Genomic DNA, 17,542 nt, shown 5'->3' on the forward strand with positions numbered 1-17,542 from the left:
GGGTGAACGCGGGGACGGTATCCGCTGCTTGGCCGACCCCCGGCCCCTCGCGGTCACTAGCGTGGCTCCCTGTGTCGATGAGCTATGCCTTTGTGAACCTGAAACCCGGAGTGGGCAAGACGACGAGCGCGGTGTGGCTGGCCCACGCGTTGCACGAGTCGGGCTTCTCACCCCTGTTGGTGGACAGTGACCCCGCGTCCTCGGCGCTGCGGTGGAGCGAACTGGCGGGAGGTTTCCCCTTCCCCGTGTTCTCCCTCCCGGTGGGCGACGTGCACCGGCGCGTGAACGACTTCCTCGGCGACCGGCAGGCCGTGGTGTTCGACGCCCCGCAGATGGAGGATCACGCCCACATCGCCCGGAGCGTCATGCGGTACGCGAGCGAGTGGATCGTGCCGGTGACCCCGTCCCCCATCGAGCTGGACCGCATGGCGCCGATCGGCCGCGAGATGGGCGACGTCCAGTCCCTGCGGCCCCGGCCGGCCCGTTCCGCCGTACTGCTGAACCGTACGAACCGTCCGGACGCCACCCGTACCGGTCCGGATGCCGATGCCCGCGAAGCGCTCACGGAACGCGGCTTCGACGTGTTGTCCACCCACATTCCCCGACTCGACCTGTACTCCCAGTCGTTCGGCAGCCCTGTCACGGTCAAGGGCTCGGCGTACATGGATCTCGCGGACGAGCTCATCAAGCGTCAGGACACGATGTGAACCAGCGCAAGGACACCTACCGGGCCGCCCTGCAACGGGAACCCGATGCCGCCGCGCCCCGTCACACCAAGGTCGCGCGGCTGCACACGCAGTACGTCCGGGTGACGATCGAACTGGACCCCGCGCTGCCGGACGGACTGACCCGCTGGGTGGGGCCGCCCGTGTCCGCGATCCTGCGTGTCGGCGCCGCCGCCCTGCGGCCTCTGACGGGTACCCCGTAGGCAACGACGGGGGCCCCGTCCCTCGACGCCGACACGGTCCAGGGTTTCCGTTCGTCCGGGCCGGGAGCCTGTCGCTCGAACCAGCCGGGCACGGCGCCGCGACGAGGGGTCAGCTCTCCATCGGGTGGCCGCCGTCGCCCTCGACGACGACCCGGTCCACGCCCGGCTCGTCGCCCCTTTCGACCATCGTCAGGTCGATCCGGCCGTCACCCGTCGTGTCGAACTGGTAGAGATCGGCCTTGCCGTCTCCTGTGGTGTCGGTCATCCAGACGTCGGTCTTCCCGTCGCCGTTGGTGTCGGCGCTGAGGACGACATGATGCTCGTCACCCTGGGTCTCGATCACTTCGTCCGTACCGTCGTTCGTCTCCATGACGGCCGGTTGCCCCGGTCGACCCGTGCAAAACAATGACCCGCTCAGCCTGCGTCGGGCGGGGGCTGACCTGTAGGGCAGGATGGATGCCATGACCGAGATCCGCACCCCCCGCCTCCTCCTCCGCCGCTGGTACGACAACGACCTCGCCCCCATGGCGGACATCAACGCGGACCCCGAGGTCATGCGCTGGATCGACGACGGTTCGGTCCGCGACCTGGACGCCACCGCCGAGGAGATGGAGCGGTGGGAGGACGAATGGGACGAGGAGGGCTTCGGCATCTTCGCCGTCGAGCTGCTGGCCTCGGGGGAGCTGGCGGGCTTCGCGGGGCTGTCGGTACCCGAGTTCCTGCCCGAGGTACTGCCCGCCGTGGCGATCAGCTATCGCTTCGGCACACCGTTCTGGGGCCAGGGCTACGCGTCCGAAGCCGCCCACGCCACACTGGAGTTCGCCCTCCAGGACCGCGGCCTCGACCGGGTGATCAGCATCAACCACGTCAGCAATCAGGCCTCGTTGAACGTCGTCCGCAAGCTCGGCATGGAGCCGGAGAAGCACACCACCCACCCGGAGTACGGCTTCCCGCTGACCGTCCACGCGATCGATCTCACCGAATTCCAGGGGTGATCCCCGCTCTCGACGCGTGAGCCCGCTCCGGGGGGTCTCAGCCGGACTCCGGTGACCCGGTCGCGCCGTCCGGTCCCACGGGCCGGACGGGAACGGTGCGGCGGAGGGTTTCGGCGACCGCCGTGTTCGCGACCACGACGACCGCCATGACCACGGCTGCAAGGGGATACCCCACTCCGTACACCGCGGCCGCGCCACCCCCCAGTACGACCGTTTTGACGAGAAGCACGACGGGCAGCCCGGGCCTCAGTCGTGCCTTCGGTGCCGCGAACAGCGACCAGAGCACAATGGCCGTCAGGGGCACCCCCAGGCCGAGAAGGATGTGGAGCGACCGGCTGTCGCCGACGGTGAATCCCCACCAGCTCAGACAGGCGAGCGCGGCGAGCTCCACGACGAACGCCAGGATTTCGTTGGCCGCGAACCACGGCCGCTCGGCGAACAGGGCTGTGCCGGGGTCCGTAGTCATGAAGTCCTCTCGGTATGCGTGTGGGCGACCGGCATGGCTTGCACGCGGGAACACTACTGCCCTGCAAGGAAGTTGACTCCGAAGGCGTGGTCGCCGCGCGGTCCTTCCGGGGCTCCGGCGCCCCCGTTTCGCCCGAACGAGGAAGAGCGGTGATCACAGGATGAAGGCGGTCCGGTTCCACGAGTACGGCGGGATCGACGTGCTGCGGGTGGAGGAAGTGGAACGTCCGACACCCGGACCCGGGGAGGTCCTCGTCGAGGTCCGCGCGGCCGGGATCCAGCCCGGCGAGGCGATGATCCGCGAGGGAGCGCGGCACGGACGCTGGCCGGCGGCCTTTCCCTCCGGGCAGGGAAGCGATCTGGCCGGTGTCGTGGTGGAGGCCGGTCCGCAGGTGCGCGGCTTCGCGGTGGGCGACGAGGTCCTGGGCTTCACGCACAACAGGGCGAGCCACGCGGAGTTCGTCGTGGTGGAGGACGTGAAGCTGGCCTCGCGTCCGAAGGGGCTCTCCTGGGAGGTTGCCGGCTCGTTGTACGTGGCCGGCACGACCGCGTACGCCTCCGTGTTCGCGGTCGACCCCGGTCCGACCGACACCGTCGTGGTGTCCGGTGCGGCCGGCGGCGTCGGATCACTCGCCGTGCAGCTCGCGCGGCGGCGCGGTGCCACGGTGATCGGGCTGGCCAGTGAGCGGAACCACGCCTGGCTGAAGGAGCAGGGGGTCGTTCCGGTCCACTACGGCGAGGGCGCGACCGAACGGATCCGGCAGGCTTCGGGCGGGACGGTCGACGCGTTCATCGACACGTTCGGCGACGGCTACGTGGATCTGGCCGTGGAGTTGGGCGTGCGGTCCGAGCGGATCAACACGATCCGCGACTGGGAGGCGGCGGCCCGGGTCGGCGCGCACACGTACGGCGAGGGCGCGGCGGCCTGTGCGGTGGTGGTCGGCGAACTGGCCCGGCTCGCGGCGCGCGGAGAACTGGAGGTGCCGATCGCCCGTACGTACCCACTGGAGCGGGTCCGGGACGCGTTCCGCGAGCTGGAACTACGGCAGACCCACGGCAAGATCGTGCTCCGGCCCTGAGGACACGCCCCTCGGTCCCGCCCGGCCTGTTCGCGGTCAGCCGGCGGGCTTCTCCCAGACCGAGACATGCTGACGGCTCTCGCTCGTGAAGGGGTCCCGCGTCCAGCCGTCCCATCGCTCGCGCAGTCGCAGGCCGGCGAGCTGGGCCATCAGGTCGAGTTCCGACGGCCACACATACCTGAAGGGGATCGACCGGTACTCGCCGCGGCCGTCCACGACCTCGATGTAGTTCGAACTCGTCGCCTGGGTGGCAACGTCGTAGATGTCGAACGCCCATCGTGTGGGGCTCACCTGGAAGGGCACGACGTTCTGACCCGGCGGGAGTCTGCGCAGTTCGGGGATCACCACCTCGATGACGAAGCAGCCCCCGGGCTCCAGGTGGGCCGCCGTGTTGCGGAAGCACGCCACCTGCTCCGCCTGCGTCGTGAGGTTCATGATCGTGTTGAAGACCAGGTAGGCGACGGAGAACGTCCCGTCCACCTTCGTCGTCGCGAAGTCACCGATCGTGACGTCGATCGCGTCCCCGTCCGGCTTGGCACGCAGCCGGGCGACCATCGCCCGCGACAGGTCGATGCCGTGGACCGGGACTCCCCGTCGCGCCAGCGGCAACGCGACGCGTCCCGTCCCGATACCCAGTTCAAGGGCCCGGCCACCGGCGGCCAGGCCCGCCAGGAAGTCGGACGTCGCGTCGATGACGCCGGGCTCGAACATGTCCCCTGACGACTCGTCGTAGGCTGCCGCGACTCGCCCACCGAAGTATCCATCCGGTTCATCCATCGCCCGACCGTACTCCGGGAACTCTTCGCGGCGCGCGCCAATTGTGCGGCGTTCACGGCCGCGGGCCCACGGCCCTTCCCGGCACGCACGCGGCGTGAGGTGGCGGTCCCGTCGGAACAGGACTGAACTGCCCGTCCCCGGGACCGACTTCGAAAAGTCCCGGGCGAGGGCGTCACGCGTCCGCGGTGACTGCCCTCAGGCCGGCCAGTGACTCCCGTATGAACCGGACCAGTTCCTTGTCCTCGGTCCGCTCGACCCAGCGCCGGAAAGCGAACTTGAAGACGGCGATCCCCACCTCCGCGGCAAGGCCCGCGGAGGCCTCGTCGACACCACGCAGCCGCAAGGCGTCCGCGAGCGTCGCGGACATCGACGCGAGTTTGATCAGCTCGCGTTCCTGAAGGTCGGAGTTGGCGTCGATGACGGACTGCCGCTGCCGAGCGTGCTCCTGGCGCGCCTCCAGCACGGCCGCGGCACCTTCCAGGGCCGCCGCCACGGCATCCATCGGGGTGGCGGACTCGGGAGCCTGCGCGACGGCACGCGCGAGCACGTCGTTCAGCTCGCCCGAACCCGCGAACAGCACCTCGCGCTTGTCCGCGTAGTGCCGGAAGAACGTCCGCTCCGTCAGCCCCGCCCGTTCGGCGATCTCCGCCACCGAGGTGCGGTCGAAGCCGCGCTCGACGTAGAGCTCCAGTGCCGCCCGTGCCAGGCGGCCGCGCGCGTCCGGCTCCCATCGACCCATACCCGGCATCGTACTCGATGACAGTCACTGACATCGAGTGCTACGTTTGATGACAGTCACTGACATCGCATGGTGGCCTCCTGCGTGCCCTGGGTGCGCGGACGGCCACCCCAGGCTGGAGGCTTTCTCATGCGCGTTTTCGTCACCGGGGCATCCGGATGGATCGGCTCCGCACTCGTCCCCGAGCTCATCGGCGCGGGGCACCAGGTTGTCGGGCTCGCCCGCTCGGACGCCTCGGCCGCGGCCCTGAAGAAGGCCGGGGCGGACACGGTGTCCGGCACCCTCGACGACCTCGACGTCCTGCGCGAGGCCTCCGAGGCGTCGGACGGCGTGATCCACCTCGCGTTCAAGCACGACCTCGCGTTCTCCGGCGGTTTCCAGGACGCCGCCGACGCGGACCGCCGCACCGTCGAGCTCTTCGGCGAGTCACTCGCGGGTTCCGGGCGACCGCTGCTCATCGCGTCGGGGCTGATCGGACTGGCCCCGGGCCGCCCGAGCACGGAAGCGGACGGACGGACGCCGGACGATCAGTCCGCACATCTGCCGGGCGGCCCGCGCACCCGTATGGGCACCGCCCACGTGGCCCTCGCCCTCGCCGACCGGAACATCCGCTCGTCCGTCGTACGGCTCCCCCCGACCGTGCACGGCGAGGGTGACAACGGATTCATGGCGGCCCTGATCGGCATCGCCCGCGACAAGGGCGTCGCCGGGTACATCGGCGACGGCACCCAGCGCTGGCCGGCCACGCACCGCGGCGACGCCGCCCGCCTCTTCCGCCTCGCCCTGGAAGGCGCACCGGCGGGATCGGTCCTCCACGCGAGCGCCGAGGACGGCGTTCCGATCCGTTCGGTCGCCGAGGTCATCGGCCGTCACCTCGACGTACCCACCCGCTCCGTCCCCGCCGAGGAAGCGGCCGAGCACTTCACGTGGCTGTCGGGATTCCTCGGCCTCGACAGCCCGGCCTCCAGCGAGCGGACCCGCGACCTGCTGGACTGGCACCCGACCGAGCCGGGCCTGATCGAGGACCTCGACAAGGGTCACTACTTCCGGGCCGGCGGGCAGTAGAGCCGCGCCCGCCACGGCCGGCTCCGGACACCGGGACACCAGGACCGGGACCGCCGGTCGTGCCGTCGGCTCACGCAACGCCGGACGCCGGACGCCGGACGCCGGACGCCGGGCCGGTGGGCCGGTGGGCCGGTGGGCCGGTGGGCCGGTGGGCCGGTGGGCCGGTGGGCCGGTGGGCCGGTGGGCCGGTGTCACGATGCTGCCGGTGTGCCGATGCTGACGCCAGGGCACATTAGCGAATATGCCCCTTTCCTTGCATCACATCGTCATCGACGCGCACGACCTCCCCTCACTGGCGCGGTTCTGGGCCGCGGTGCTGGGCTGGCGGATCCTCTCCGAGCGGGAGCGGGAGGTCGTGATCGGGCCGAATGAGACGGCGCCTGTGGGCATCTGTTTCATGCCGGTCACGGACCGGAAGGTCGTCAAGAACCGTCTGCACCTCGATCTGACCTCACAGGCGGAGGACCGGGAGGCGGAGATCGAGCGCGTCCTCGCGCTCGGGGCGCGCAGGGCGGACGTGGGGCAGAGCGGCGAGGAGTCGTGGACCGTGCTGACCGATCCGGAGGGGAACGAGTTCTGCGTGGTACGCCCGAAGGCGACCCTCGTCGGTTAGGGCCGGCGTCGTGACGGGCGAACACTGTCCGCGGCGGCGCCGGCCCTCACGCCAGGGACGCCGTGGGTGTCGGGTGCTGGGCCTGCAACCGCCGCCAGACCGATCGGGGGCAACGGCCCTTGGGGCGGCCGTCGGTGAAATCCTGGTAGGGAACTCTGAGCGGCTGAAGGCCGATCTCGACCCAGTGGTCCTTGCCCGAGGTGAGGTCCCAGCCGTCGCTGGGCATTCGGATGTGGTCGTGGCGGTGGTCCTTGTTCTGGCTGGTGATCTTGAGGACTTCCGCGTAGTGGGGACGGTTCCGCATGACCACGCAGTAGCGTTCCTTGCCGCCCTCGGTGTCCCGGAACGGAACCGCCGCGTGCCAGATCTCGCCCGGACCAGGGCGGCGGCTTCCCGAGGGGAGACCGCGGTTGTCCCACCGGCGCACTACCACCAGGCACAGGTACGCGGTGAGACCGGCGGCACCGCACTGCGCCATCGCGCGCGCACTCCACTCGGGCGCGTCGAACCGGGCCGCGGCCCAGTGGGCGGCGATCTGGCCGAGGACGAGCACCCCTGCCGCGCGAGCGCCGACGACCCATCGGGCGACGGGACGTCGTCGGCTCGCGAACAAGGCCACGCCCACGGCGGCGGCGACGGGTATGCCGTAGACGACCGCGTACTGCACCGGACCCTGCACGTGCAGGGGTGGATCCTGAGACGCCATCAGGTCGGGCAGGGTGACCGGCAGGGCCAGGGCGTAGCCGACGGCGACCCACAGGTTCAGCAGCAGATAGCCCTTGACTGCCATGCCCAGGCAGGACGTGTTGGTGCGACGAGCCACCGGATCCCCTCTTCGTCTGTACCGGGTGCCGAATTATTCAGCCAGTCGGGACGCCGAGGGACACGAAATCGGGAGTTGCCGGGCGGACCGCAGCCCGCGTGCTAAGGGCTCGCGCCGGCAGGACCCGCTTCGGGACCGCCCGCGGTGTGTCCCCCGGTGTGCGGCGTTCGGGTCATAGCCATGGCGTCGCGTGCGAGCCGAGGTGCGATGCGGCGGCGGGGCGGGCGGGCGGGCGGACCATAGCCTGAGCGGACCGGGAGATCAGTCGACGTCTGGAGCAGCGCGTGGCCGGGCTGGATGTGTGGCAGCGGCTGGGAAAGTGGAGGCGCCTGCTGCCGGCGGTCCTGCTCCTCGCGGCCGTGGTGATCGACTTCGTCACGCCGCCCACGGTCAGCGCCGCCGCTCTCTACGCGGCCGCGATCCTGACGTCCGCTGCCCTGCTGTCCCTGAGCGGGACCGTCGTCACCGGGGCGGCGGCGTTCCTCCTCGACCTGGCCATGTTCGGGTACTTCGGCTTCCACGGAACCGCGACCGAGTTCAGCGAACTCTCCATGGTCGCGACGGTGGCCGTGATCGCGGTCTTCCTCAATCGCCTTCTGTATCACTTGCACACCCAACTGCGGTCGGCGCGTGACATCGCCGCCGCCGTCCAGCGGGCCGTCCTGCGGGACCCGCCGGAAGCGAGCGGCCCCCTGCGGTTCGCCGCTCGCTATCAGGCCGCGCAGACGGATGCGCAGATCGGCGGAGATCTCTACGCGGTGGTCGAGACGCCGTTCGGCGTGCGGTGTGTGATCGGCGATGTGCGCGGCAAGGGGTTGAAGGCGGTCAGGGCGGTCGCGGGCAGCATCGGCACCTTCCGTGAGGCGGCCCTGCAAGAACCCGGCCTCACCGCGCTCGTGGAACGGCTGGAGCGAGCCGTCGCCCTCGAGATCCAGCAGTACGGGGGTGCGACCGAACTCGAAGGGTTCATCACGTGCGTGGTGGCGGAGTTTCCCCGGCACGGCAACGAGGTCCGCATGATCAACCGCGGCCACCCCGCACCCATGCTGGTCCTTCCGGACGCCGTGCGGTACGTCGAACCCAGCCGGCCGGCCTTGCCCCTGGGCCTGACCGCGCTGGCCACCGGCCCGGAGCGCGTCGACACGGTGGCGTTCCCGCAGGGCGCCACTCTGCTCCTGTACACCGACGGACTCACCGAGGCCCGGAACTCGAAGGGCGACTTCTACGACCCCCTCGGCAGGTTCGACCGGCTTCGGCACGCCCGTCCGGACGCCTTCCTCGACGCCCTGCTGTCCGACGTCCACAAACACACCGGCGGCCGCAGGGCCGACGACTTGGCTCTGCTGGCGATCACCCATGCATCCGACACCGCGTGACGCAGCTCGCGGAAGAGTCCAGGACAGCGCTCAGGCGGCTCCCCCGCCGGTCAGCGTTCTGGTCGCGCCTCGCCGCTCGAAGTGACCCGGCCACGGGAGCGCTCACTGCAGAACCCGGGCGGTGCGGGCCGACGAAAGCCAGCTGGGGAACTCCTGCAGAAGCCGGTCGTAGAGCAGATCGTCGCGCACCTTGCGCGGATCACGGCCGGCGTGGAAGAAGCCCGCGTTGTCGACGACTCGGTGTCCGGGCACTGCCAGGTTGTCGAGGCGGCGGAGAAAGGCGAACTCGTTGTCATCGGGGTCGCCGAACCCGATGAACTGCCAGAACAGCGGCAAGCGCGCAGCTTTGCACAGGTATTTCTCGGCGGCGAACCTGCTCGTGGGGCCGCCATCGGTCTGGAAGATCACCAGGGCAGGAGCGTCGCTGCCGGAAGCCAGGTAGTGGTCGATGACATCGTCCATCGCCCAGTGGTAGTTCGTCCGTCCCATGTGACCGAGGTTCGCGTGCAGCTTGTCGATGCGGCCACGATGCCCTCCGAGCCTGAGATCGGTGGATCCGTCGACGTCGGTGGAGAAGAACACCACCGGCACCGTGCCGTCGTCATCGAGGTGGGCGGACAAGGAGAGGACCTGCTCACCGAGATGCTGCATGGTGCCGTCCTTGTAGTAGGGCCGCATCGAACCAGAGCGGTCCAGTACGAGATACACGGCAGCACGCACCCCCTCGAGACCGTGCGCGCGCACGCTGGATCCGGCCGCCTTGTACAGACTCACCAGATCCGGGGCCTGCGCCTGCATCTTGGACAGACTGATTGCCGGGGCGTCGTTCTGTGCCCTGCCCATGGTCACCACTTCCGTGTCGCGCAACGTCCCTCATCCTTGCGGTTGAGGCGGTACCACGAGGCAGAGTTGGACAACGCGGTGGAATCGGCGCCGCAGCCGGGTCGTACTGAAAGCTCGACGCGCCGTAGCGAAAACCCAGGCACCTGCCCCGTTCAGGCGTCGGCGACGGCCGTCTCCGCGGGTCGCTCCGCGACGTGCGGGCGAGGCGTCTGGCGCCCCGCGAGGCGGCAGCCGAGACAGTCGCTGTGGCCGTCGCGGGCGGCGACATCCCTGACGCGCCAGTCCCACTGGGCGACCGGGCGCGGGCCGCTCGGTTTGCCCCAGCCCGCCAGGTGAAGCGCCCACGTGGCCGGCAGGGCCAGGGCCAGCACCGCCGCTCCCGCAAGCGCGAGAAGCCCCGACCCCGTGACCATCGCGAGTCCGCACAGACCGGATCCCAGCGCCGCGATGCCCGCACCGCTCCAGCCGGCAACGGTGTGGCCCAGGTCGTGGTCGTCGTCACCGTGGATGAACAAGATCTCGCTCCTTGAGAGCTGTGAAAATGGTAGGGCTGACTACATCGCGAGATCTCTTATCTCGCGAGCTAATTATCTTAGATACTAAGAGGACTCGTGAGTGATCACAAGGAGCGCCCGGCCGCCACGGCGGACCAGGCTCTCTACGCCATGGACCGGATGATCGCCACCGCCCAGTTCGGACAGCAGGACATCGCCCGCCGGATGGGCCTGAACGTCACGGACCTCACCTGCCTGGGCTTTCTCATGGAGGCGTCCATGGCCGGTGAGTCACTGGTCGCGGGCGATCTCGCGGAACGGGCCAGACTGACCACGGGAGCGGTCACGGGAGTGCTCAACCGCCTGGAGAAGACGGGCTACATCCGGCGCACCGCGGACCCGGGCGACCGCCGCCGCGTGTACGTGGTCATGGAGGAGACCGCTCAGGAACGCATTCTCGCGATCTACGGCCCCGTCTATCAGCGCCTGGCGTCCCTCTTCGGTGACTACGGGCCTGATGAGATCGCCGTGCTGGCGGACTGGTTCACCCGCGCCCGCACCATGTTCGACGAGGCGCTGCACGAAATCCGGGAGGGAGTATCCACGTCTCCGCCGGCCGACGAGGCTCCGTCTCGTCGAGGGTGACGATCCCGCGCGCTGCGAAGGGCCGCGGGATGCGGCCCGGCCCAAGAGGTCTTCTACAGGCCGCCCTCAAAGCAGAGCGGGCCCCCGCTCTCCCGCGAGGGCCCGCCGTCAGCGCCGGGTCAGGATCCGCCGACGAGCTCCACGACGTTGTCGGCACTTGCCACTTCGTCCTGTGCCATGCCGAGGAACCGCTGGACCGTCTGGATCGGCATGTCCAGCCCCTCGGACGCCTCCTGTATGCCGCCGAACACCTGCACCGCCTCGGCGACAGCCATGGCCACCTCGACCTCGGCCTTGCGGACCTTGGCCTCGGCCTTGTCCACGGTGTCGACCACCGCCAACTGACGGCGCTGCTTCTCCTGAAGGCGCTGCTTGCGCGACAGGGCTCTGTCGGAGTTCGAGTTCTGCACAGACATGGCCAAGATCATAATCAGTTGCCTGGGCACCCGTGAAATCCGCAACTTGCCTGTGCCGCGTGGACGTTCATGGTTCGGGGCCGCCCCCGCGGGCGGCCGACCGTACCGGCTCGCGCAGGATGTGGCGGACACGTGCACACCACGGACAGGGAAGCGCCCACCCAATGATCACCGCAGGTGGGAGGGTACGCCGTTAGCGGCAGAGCTCCATGATGGTGTCGTCGAAGCCGGGGAACTCTCGTGTGGCCTGTTCGATCACGGAACGGGCCGGTGCGCGGTGGTCCGGTGCGAATCGCCGGGCGATGGCCGTCAGTTCACGGTGGGGGCGGGGAACCCAGTCGGGTTCGTAGGAGGTGGCCGCCTCCCAGGGGCCGAAGCCGTCGGCCAACAGCCACAGGAAAGCACCCAGGTTGCCGGCGACGACACCGGTCTCCCCCTCCGAACCCAGGAAGACGACAGGCTGCTCGGCCAGTGGCGCGCCGTGACGGGCCAGCCAGAACGCGGCGTATCCGCCGGTGCCGTCCTGACCGAACACACGCAGGTCGTCGCCGTTCAGCTCGCCGTTGCCGGTCCACGCCCGGAACCAGTCGGTTGCCTCGTCGGCGGACAGGAAGGCCGCGAAAGGTTCGAAGTCGACACCGTCACCGCCGTCGTAGTCGAACCGGACCGCCAGGGCGGCGGCGAGGGCGGCGGGGAACTGGCGGTCTTCGGTCTGCGTCACCCGAACAGGGTGCCACGGCCGGCGTCTCGAGGAGCGACCGCGGTTCGCGAGCGGCACACCCGGTGCGGAGGCAGCAGCGGGTGGAGGCAGGACTACGGGCTTCTCGGCCTCAGTGGTGCGAGCCTCACGGCCTCAGGGTGCGGGTTTTCTCGGCCTCGGCGCGGTACGGGCTTGCCGGCCTCGCGTGTCGGTCTCGCGCCGTATCTCGGTCGCCGGGGACGGATCCGGCCCGGCAGGGTGTCCGTCATGAACTCCGAGCCTGTACAGCCCAATCCGGTCCGTCACCGCGACCACGGGACATGGCTCGTCCGGTTCACCGGCCGGATCCTCGTGGTCTGCCCGAAGCGCGGCGGCCGCGCGCTCGTCGTTCCGCTGCCCGGCATCGGGGCGCAGAAGTACTTCAGCGACCTGCTCTTCCGGCCCCGCCGCCTCACGTGCTCCGGCTGCGGCGCCGTCGCCGGCCGGTCGGCCGAGCAGCGGGACACCGCCCTGGTCGGCGCGGTGCCCGGCGGCACGGAGGACCCCTTCTTCCGGCGGCCGCTCTGGCTTCGGACCCGCTGTGCCGGACGCATTCTGTGGGCCTACGACGTGGAACACGTCGACGTCCTCGCCGCGTTCGTGGGCGCCCGGCTGCGCGAGCGTCGTGCCTCACAGACGAGGGCGACGTTCGCCCGGCTGCCGGCCTGGACGAAGTCCGCCGGGCATCGTGACGAGGTGCCGGCCGGCCTGGCGGCCCTCCGTGTCCTGGCGGGCCGGTCGGCCCCCGCGGACCGTTCCGACGCTGCCCACGAACGCGGCGACCGCCCACGCCACCACGGCAGCCTGTCCTTCCGCGGGGGTCCGTACTAGAGTCCGTCCCTCAACGGATCTTGGTCGGAGCGGACATGACGCGAGACGGCACTGGCATGCGCCGCACCCTTCTCATACCGCTGCTGGCGGCGGCTCTCGCCGGATGCTCGCTCCTCGGCCGGGACACACCGTGCACCCTGGCCGACGCGGACTCGGGGGTCTCCGCCGTGTGGCGGCCCGCCGACTTCGGCGGCCAGGACGCGGCGAAGATCATGCTGTGTGTGGACAGCCGCTGCGAGGAGCGGAGTTCGGGCAGTCCCGACGACCCGTTCCTCTCGCTGTCCGTCCGACTCCCCGACGGCGTCGGCGCGTCCACCCTGCCGGTGCGACTCACCGTGACGTCGGCGAAGAACGGTGCCACGGTCGTCGAGGACACCACCCGGGCCAGGCTGACCGACCAGCACCCCAACGGCACATCCTGTGGGCCCACCGCCTGGACAGCGACCTTCCGCGCCCACCCCGACAAGGGCCTCACATCACCCAAGGGCATGAAACTCCAGGGGTGAGTCAACACATCGGTGCCGTCACGCCATCGGTCCGCCGTGGGACCCGGCGTGCCTGGGGCGGAACGTCAAGACCTACGACTCCACCGAAACCGGCCGCCTGAGCAGATACACGCCCGCGACCGAGACCAGTACCGCCATGCAGGCGATGAAGACGAGCCCGGCGCCCTCCAGGCCGATCGGGCCCACCAGTACGCCGACCCCGATCACCGGCACCGAGATGCCCGCGTAGGCGACCACGAACAGGGTGGAGATCACCGCCGCGCGCTGATGCTCGGGAGAGGCCTGGGCGACGGTGGTCAGGGCGCCGCGGAATGCGAGGCCCTGACCGGCTCCGCCGACGATCGCGCTCAGCACCACCAGGACCAGGAGGTCCCATCGGAGCGCGCCCGCGAGCAGTGCGAGACCGCCGAGGAGCGCGGCGCACCCCAGGGGCAGGGACCGTCCCGCTCCGACCCTACCGACGGCGAGCTGCCCGGCGGTCGAGGCGAAGAAGGCGAGCGCGACGACCAGTCCGCTCACCGCGTGGTTGGTCACGTCCAGGGACTCGGCGAGGAACGCGGGGCTGACGGAGGTGAACACCCCGAACAGGGCGAACCCCACGAACGCGGCGATCGCGGGCGGCGCGAACACCGGCCGCACCTGTGGGGGCAGGCCGGGCCGTTGCGGTCGTACGGTGCTCAGTGGCCGGCGTTCGCGTACGGTCTCCGGAAGCCGCAGCAACACGGCGGCCGAGAGCACCACCAGGGCGAGGTGGACGGCGAACGGCAGGTACAGCGGCCAGGGGGCGTACTGCGCGAGAAGGCCCGCGAGCAGCGGACCGCAGCCGAGTCCGCCCATGTTGGCGGCCGTCGCGACGAAGGTGGCCCGGGCGGCGCCGCCCGGCGGCGCCAGCTCCATCACGTAGGCGGTGGCGGCCCCGGTGAACAGGCCCGCGGACAGGCCCGACATCAGCCGCCCCACGTACAGCCAGCCCAGACCGGTGGCGCCCAGGAAACAGACGGCGCTCGCCGCCGCGAAGCCGAGGCCCCACAGGAGCACCGGACGCCGGCCCACCGTGTCCGAGGCGTTGCCCGCGAGCAGCAGCACGCCCATGACCCCGAAGGCGTACACGGCGTACACGACGGTGACGGTCAGCTCGGAGAAGCCGAACTTCTCCTGGTAGAGGCCGTAGAGGGGGGTCGGCAGCGTCGTGCCGGCCATGCAGACGGCGAACACCGCCCCGCTGAGCAAACACTGGCGCCACCCTCGGCGATCACCGTCCATGGCGCCGACAGTAGCGTCGTGGCCGCCGCGATCCGGCCCGACGTGCCGCCGGACGGAACCGGCGGAGGCCGTGGAGCGGTACGCGCGTTTCCGGATGCCCGTTCCTCGTGGGTGAGCGGTGCGGCTGTGCGCGGTCCGCCCTCCTCGGCGGGAGGGCGGACCGCGCCGACGACCCGTCAGGGGGCCGGTGCGAGGCGCGTACGGAGCGACGGGGAGGCGTGCGCCGGGCGCCTCGTCGTCAGGAGCAGCCGGCCGGTGTGGCCTGTGACGCGTCGTGGATCAGCGCGTCGTGGGCGGCCTTCAGCCGGGCCACGTCGGGCTTGACCACCGTGCGGTCGTAGGTGATCAGGCCGTTCAGTTCTCCTTCCACGTCCGAGATCTGGGTGTAGACGGCGCCGTTGCCGCCCTTGCAGGCGAGCTTGTGCACCTCGGCGAGGCGGGCCAGGTAGTCGTCGGTGTACGCCGAGGGGTCGACGTCGACGTAGGACTGCTGGACGGACCAGGCGTGTCCGGGCACCGCGAGTCCGAGACCGCCGTACTCGCCGCTGACCAGGGCCCGTTTCCCGTCCGGGTTCGGTGGCAGCGCGGGGCTCGGGTAGCCGTGTTCGTCGATGATGTCGCCGGTGCCGCCGTCCACGCCGAGGTTGATGCCCGACATGGAGTTGACGAGGCGGGTCGGGTCCCAGGCCTTGGCCTGGTCGGCGATACGGGCCTCGTCGTACTGGCCCCAGCCCTCGTTGAAGGTCACCCACATGACGATCGACGGACTACTGATGTGCTCGTCGATCATCTGCTTCATCTCGCGCTCGTACTCGGCGCGGGACGCGGCGCTCGGGTCGACGCCCGCGGTCATGGCGGGCATGTCCTGCCAGACCATCAGGCCGAGGCGGTCGGCCCAGTAGAACCAGCGGTCGGGTTCCACCTTGATGTGTTTGCGGACCGCGTTGAAGCCCATCTCCTTGTGCATCTTCAGGTCGTACGCCAGGGCCTCGTCGGTCGGCGCGGTGTGCAGGCCGTCGGGCCAGAAGCCCTGGTCGAGGGTGGCCATCATGAAGACGGGTTCGCCGTTGAGGACGGTGCGCGGGGTTCCGTTCACCTGTTCCACGGCGATGGACCTCATGCCGAAGTAGCTTCCGACGCGGTCGGCACCGACGCTGACCTTCAGGTCGTAGAGGAAGGGGTCGTCGGGTGACCACAGGTGCGGGTCGGTGATCTTCAGGACGAGCGGCTGCCCGGTACGGCCCTTGACGGTGGCGACCTTGCGGTGTCCGGCGTACGCGGTCGCGGTGACCGGCACTCCGTCCCGCACGCCCTTCGGCTCGACGGTGAGCCGGCTGTTCGCGACGTCGGGCGTCAGCTTGAGGGAGTCGACGTGGTCGGTAGCCACGGGCTCCATCCACACCGTCTGCCAGATCCCGGAGGACGGGGTGTACCAGATGCCGCTGGGGTCCAGACGCTGCTTGCCGACCGGCGGGTTCTCGCCGCCCTGCGCGTCGGTCGGGTCGTAGACGCCGACGATCAGTTCCTGGGTGCGGCCGGGCTTCAGCGCGGCGGTGATGTCGGCGCTGAACTTGTCGTAGCCGCCCTGGTGTTCGGCGACCTTGGTGCCGTTGACATAGACCTCGGCCCGCCAGTCGACGGCGCCGAAGTTGAGCTGGAGGCGCTTGCCGGAGCCGACCTTCCAGTCGGACGGGACGGTGAAGGTCCGGCGGTACCACATGCGGTCCTCGTGCCGTTCGATGCCGGAGAGCTGGGACTCCACCGGGTAGGGCACGCGGATCTTCTCGGCGAGCTTCTTCCCGACCGGGGGCTGTTCGCCGGCCTTGGCGGGGGCGAACTGCCAGGAGCCGTTCAGGTCGCGCCAGTCGGCCCGGGTGAGCTGGGGCCGGGGGTACTCGGTGCGGGCCTTGCCCGCCTCCACCTCGTCGGCCCACTTCGTCCGCAGCTCATGGGTGGAGTGGTTGGGTCCGCTGCTCCAGAAGGTGCTGACAACGTTGCCGTTCGTCCCGGACAGGCCGCCCTTGCCGTCGTAGCGCAGGTCGGCGGTGCCCTTGGCCGTGCCGGTCTTGTTGCCGACGACGGGTTCCTTCAGGCCGACGATCAGGGACTTGGGGTCGGCGGGGTCCAGTTCCGCTGTGGTCAGCGGCCACTTGGCGCCGCCGATGACGGCCTCGACGTGGTCGGTGAGACCCGCCGGGGGTGCGGTGAGCGGCTGGGCGAAGTCGAGGCGCAGACTGCGGCCGTCGCCCTGGACCGTGGTCGCGATGGCGCCGTCGTAGGCGTATCCGTCGGGCAGCCGGAGGGCCGACTGCGGGACGGCCGTCCTGGTGCCGCCGGGCGGGGTCCAGCGCAGATGGAGGTTGGAGCCGCCGAAGTGCTCGAAGTACTCGACCTTGATGTCGTAGGCCTGTCCGGCGGTCAGGTCGATGGGCTGGGCGGTCTGTTCGCGGTCCCAGTCGTCGACCCAGTGGTCGATGGCGAGGTGTCCGTCGACCCACAGCCTGAAGCCGTTGTCCCCGATGATCGAGAACGTGTGCGGGCCGGTCTTCTCGGGGACGATCCGGCCGGTCCAGCGGACGTTGACGTCGTCCGACCGTCCGGTGGCGAAGGCGAGCCGGGGCTCCAGGTTGTCGAAGTCGAGGTTGGTGTCCAATCCGGTGGCTTTGAGCTCGTGGAAGTCGAAGGCGCCGGGGGCGGACTGGGTGTAGTACTCGCCCTTCAGACCGTGGACTTCCACGGGGTCGTCGGCCGCTGTGGCGGCCGGGGCTCCCGTGAGGCCCGTCAGGCCGAGTAACGCGACGACCAGGATGGCCAGTTGGGGTCGGAGTCTGCTGATGCGCACGGATCCTCCTTGGCTGAGGAAGGGTGGCGGCTCGTTGCTTCAGTCTGTACAACGTTGGAAGTAGCGGGAGTGGGCATCACAGCACGGGTCCCGGTCTCTGTCC

General features: G+C 70.2%; 21 protein-coding genes. 10 read left to right on the forward strand and 11 right to left on the reverse strand.

Translation table 11 applies throughout. The features are described 5' to 3' along the window. Positions 1-77 precede the first annotated feature (77 nt). Entirely contained in the window at positions 78-707 is a 630-nt protein-coding gene (locus OG780_RS03765) for a ParA family protein (protein ID WP_328444638.1), read from the forward strand. Beyond that, positions 704-928, forward strand: a complete 225-nt coding sequence (locus OG780_RS03770; protein WP_328444640.1) for a hypothetical protein — start codon at positions 704-706, stop codon at positions 926-928. The genes OG780_RS03765 and OG780_RS03770 overlap by 4 nt, the downstream gene beginning before the upstream one ends. Before the next feature lie 109 nt (positions 929-1,037). On the opposite strand, the gene OG780_RS03775 is transcribed toward OG780_RS03770, so the two are convergent. Further along, entirely contained in the window at positions 1,038-1,298 is a 261-nt protein-coding gene (locus tag OG780_RS03775) for a hypothetical protein (protein WP_328444642.1), read from the reverse strand. Positions 1,299-1,389: 91 nt separating this feature from the next. Here OG780_RS03775 and OG780_RS03780 point away from each other — a divergent pair, with 91 nt between their 5' ends. After that, positions 1,390-1,923, forward strand: coding sequence for a GNAT family N-acetyltransferase (locus tag OG780_RS03780; RefSeq protein WP_328444644.1), 534 nt, complete (start codon positions 1,390-1,392; stop codon positions 1,921-1,923). Between the two features lie 37 nt (positions 1,924-1,960). On the opposite strand, the gene OG780_RS03785 is transcribed toward OG780_RS03780, so the two are convergent. Further along, positions 1,961-2,389: a YrdB family protein gene (locus OG780_RS03785; protein ID WP_328444646.1), complete on the reverse strand. Its 429-nt coding sequence runs from the start codon at positions 2,387-2,389 to the stop codon at positions 1,961-1,963. 160 nt (positions 2,390-2,549) lie between these two features. Between OG780_RS03785 and OG780_RS03790 the strand changes: the two genes are divergently transcribed. Then, positions 2,550-3,467, forward strand: coding sequence for an NADP-dependent oxidoreductase (locus tag OG780_RS03790; protein ID WP_328444648.1), 918 nt, complete (start codon positions 2,550-2,552; stop codon positions 3,465-3,467). Between the two features lie 36 nt (positions 3,468-3,503). Here the strand turns inward: OG780_RS03790 and OG780_RS03795 are convergent, their stop codons facing one another. Together OG780_RS03795 and OG780_RS03800 are read right to left on the reverse strand one after the other, a co-directional pair. After that, positions 3,504-4,244: a class I SAM-dependent DNA methyltransferase gene (locus OG780_RS03795; protein WP_328444650.1), complete on the reverse strand. Its 741-nt coding sequence runs from the start codon at positions 4,242-4,244 to the stop codon at positions 3,504-3,506. Positions 4,245-4,416: 172 nt separating this feature from the next. Continuing rightward, positions 4,417-4,983: a TetR family transcriptional regulator gene (locus OG780_RS03800; RefSeq protein ID WP_328444652.1), complete on the reverse strand. Its 567-nt coding sequence runs from the start codon at positions 4,981-4,983 to the stop codon at positions 4,417-4,419. 129 nt (positions 4,984-5,112) lie between these two features. Here OG780_RS03800 and OG780_RS03805 point away from each other — a divergent pair, with 129 nt between their 5' ends. Then, a complete protein-coding gene (locus OG780_RS03805) occupies positions 5,113-6,048 on the forward strand; it encodes an SDR family oxidoreductase (protein ID WP_328444654.1) in 936 nt (311 codons plus the stop codon). Between the two features lie 241 nt (positions 6,049-6,289). Next, the gene (locus OG780_RS03810) at positions 6,290-6,661 is read left to right on the forward strand and encodes a VOC family protein (protein ID WP_328444656.1); all 372 of its coding nucleotides are present in this window, start codon (positions 6,290-6,292) and stop codon (positions 6,659-6,661) included. A gap of 46 nt (positions 6,662-6,707) precedes the next feature. Here OG780_RS03810 and OG780_RS03815 read toward each other — a convergent pair whose 3' ends face one another. Then, positions 6,708-7,484, reverse strand: a complete 777-nt coding sequence (locus OG780_RS03815; protein WP_328444658.1) for a hypothetical protein — start codon at positions 7,482-7,484, stop codon at positions 6,708-6,710. A gap of 284 nt (positions 7,485-7,768) precedes the next feature. Here OG780_RS03815 and OG780_RS03820 point away from each other — a divergent pair, with 284 nt between their 5' ends. Further along, complete coding sequence (locus tag OG780_RS03820; RefSeq protein ID WP_328444660.1) at positions 7,769-8,860, forward strand: PP2C family protein-serine/threonine phosphatase; 1,092 nt, start codon at positions 7,769-7,771, stop codon at positions 8,858-8,860. Between the two features lie 102 nt (positions 8,861-8,962). Here OG780_RS03820 and OG780_RS03825 read toward each other — a convergent pair whose 3' ends face one another. Together OG780_RS03825 and OG780_RS03830 are read right to left on the reverse strand one after the other, a co-directional pair. Continuing rightward, positions 8,963-9,703, reverse strand: a complete 741-nt coding sequence (locus OG780_RS03825; protein WP_328457865.1) for a vWA domain-containing protein — start codon at positions 9,701-9,703, stop codon at positions 8,963-8,965. 152 nt (positions 9,704-9,855) lie between these two features. Further along, positions 9,856-10,218, reverse strand: coding sequence for an HGxxPAAW family protein (locus OG780_RS03830; RefSeq protein ID WP_328444662.1), 363 nt, complete (start codon positions 10,216-10,218; stop codon positions 9,856-9,858). 96 nt (positions 10,219-10,314) lie between these two features. Between OG780_RS03830 and OG780_RS03835 the strand changes: the two genes are divergently transcribed. Continuing rightward, positions 10,315-10,842 carry a MarR family winged helix-turn-helix transcriptional regulator gene (locus OG780_RS03835; protein ID WP_443062097.1) on the forward strand — a complete coding sequence of 176 codons (528 nt, stop codon included), beginning with the start codon at positions 10,315-10,317 and terminating at the stop codon, positions 10,840-10,842. Positions 10,843-10,961: 119 nt separating this feature from the next. Here OG780_RS03835 and OG780_RS03840 read toward each other — a convergent pair whose 3' ends face one another. Beyond that, entirely contained in the window at positions 10,962-11,258 is a 297-nt protein-coding gene (locus OG780_RS03840) for a hypothetical protein (RefSeq protein ID WP_328444664.1), read from the reverse strand. A 193-nt stretch (positions 11,259-11,451) separates the two neighbouring features. Beyond that, positions 11,452-11,979 carry an SMI1/KNR4 family protein gene (locus OG780_RS03845; RefSeq protein ID WP_328444666.1) on the reverse strand — a complete coding sequence of 176 codons (528 nt, stop codon included), beginning with the start codon at positions 11,977-11,979 and terminating at the stop codon, positions 11,452-11,454. 246 nt (positions 11,980-12,225) lie between these two features. Here OG780_RS03845 and OG780_RS03850 point away from each other — a divergent pair, with 246 nt between their 5' ends. Next, positions 12,226-12,828: a hypothetical protein gene (locus tag OG780_RS03850; RefSeq protein WP_328444668.1), complete on the forward strand. Its 603-nt coding sequence runs from the start codon at positions 12,226-12,228 to the stop codon at positions 12,826-12,828. Positions 12,829-12,884: 56 nt separating this feature from the next. Then, positions 12,885-13,334 carry a hypothetical protein gene (locus OG780_RS03855; RefSeq protein ID WP_328444670.1) on the forward strand — a complete coding sequence of 150 codons (450 nt, stop codon included), beginning with the start codon at positions 12,885-12,887 and terminating at the stop codon, positions 13,332-13,334. 72 nt (positions 13,335-13,406) lie between these two features. On the opposite strand, the gene OG780_RS03860 is transcribed toward OG780_RS03855, so the two are convergent. Together OG780_RS03860 and OG780_RS03865 are read right to left on the reverse strand one after the other, a co-directional pair. Next, complete coding sequence (locus OG780_RS03860; RefSeq protein ID WP_328444672.1) at positions 13,407-14,597, reverse strand: MFS transporter; 1,191 nt, start codon at positions 14,595-14,597, stop codon at positions 13,407-13,409. A gap of 238 nt (positions 14,598-14,835) precedes the next feature. After that, positions 14,836-17,439: a PA14 domain-containing protein gene (locus OG780_RS03865; RefSeq protein WP_328444675.1), complete on the reverse strand. Its 2,604-nt coding sequence runs from the start codon at positions 17,437-17,439 to the stop codon at positions 14,836-14,838. Between the last annotated feature and the right edge of the window lie 103 nt (positions 17,440-17,542).

This window comes from Streptomyces sp. NBC_00386, from assembly GCF_036063235.1.
Taxonomy (GTDB): Bacteria; Actinomycetota; Actinomycetes; order Streptomycetales; family Streptomycetaceae; genus Streptomyces.

Excerpts from the sequence above, each read along its gene's own strand:
- OG780_RS03785 (WP_328444646.1), bottom strand. The coding sequence starts at position 2,389 with ATGACTACGGACCCCGGCACAGCCCTGTTCGCCGAGCGGCCGTGGTTC.
- OG780_RS03775 (WP_328444642.1), bottom strand. The coding sequence starts at position 1,298 with ATGGAGACGAACGACGGTACGGACGAAGTGATCGAGACCCAGGGTGAC.
- OG780_RS03860 (WP_328444672.1), bottom strand. The coding sequence starts at position 14,597 with ATGGACGGTGATCGCCGAGGGTGGCGCCAGTGTTTGCTCAGCGGGGCG.
- OG780_RS03790 (WP_328444648.1), top strand. The coding sequence starts at position 2,550 with ATGAAGGCGGTCCGGTTCCACGAGTACGGCGGGATCGACGTGCTGCGG.
- OG780_RS03800 (WP_328444652.1), bottom strand. The coding sequence starts at position 4,983 with ATGGGTCGATGGGAGCCGGACGCGCGCGGCCGCCTGGCACGGGCGGCA.
- OG780_RS03780 (WP_328444644.1), top strand. The coding sequence starts at position 1,390 with ATGACCGAGATCCGCACCCCCCGCCTCCTCCTCCGCCGCTGGTACGAC.
- OG780_RS03825 (WP_328457865.1), bottom strand. The coding sequence starts at position 9,703 with ATGGGCAGGGCACAGAACGACGCCCCGGCAATCAGTCTGTCCAAGATG.
- OG780_RS03855 (WP_328444670.1), top strand. The coding sequence starts at position 12,885 with ATGCGCCGCACCCTTCTCATACCGCTGCTGGCGGCGGCTCTCGCCGGA.
- OG780_RS03805 (WP_328444654.1), top strand. The coding sequence starts at position 5,113 with ATGCGCGTTTTCGTCACCGGGGCATCCGGATGGATCGGCTCCGCACTC.
- OG780_RS03810 (WP_328444656.1), top strand. The coding sequence starts at position 6,290 with ATGCCCCTTTCCTTGCATCACATCGTCATCGACGCGCACGACCTCCCC.
- OG780_RS03765 (WP_328444638.1), top strand. The coding sequence starts at position 78 with ATGAGCTATGCCTTTGTGAACCTGAAACCCGGAGTGGGCAAGACGACG.
- OG780_RS03840 (WP_328444664.1), bottom strand. The coding sequence starts at position 11,258 with ATGTCTGTGCAGAACTCGAACTCCGACAGAGCCCTGTCGCGCAAGCAG.
- OG780_RS03850 (WP_328444668.1), top strand. The coding sequence starts at position 12,226 with ATGAACTCCGAGCCTGTACAGCCCAATCCGGTCCGTCACCGCGACCAC.
- OG780_RS03795 (WP_328444650.1), bottom strand. The coding sequence starts at position 4,244 with ATGGATGAACCGGATGGATACTTCGGTGGGCGAGTCGCGGCAGCCTAC.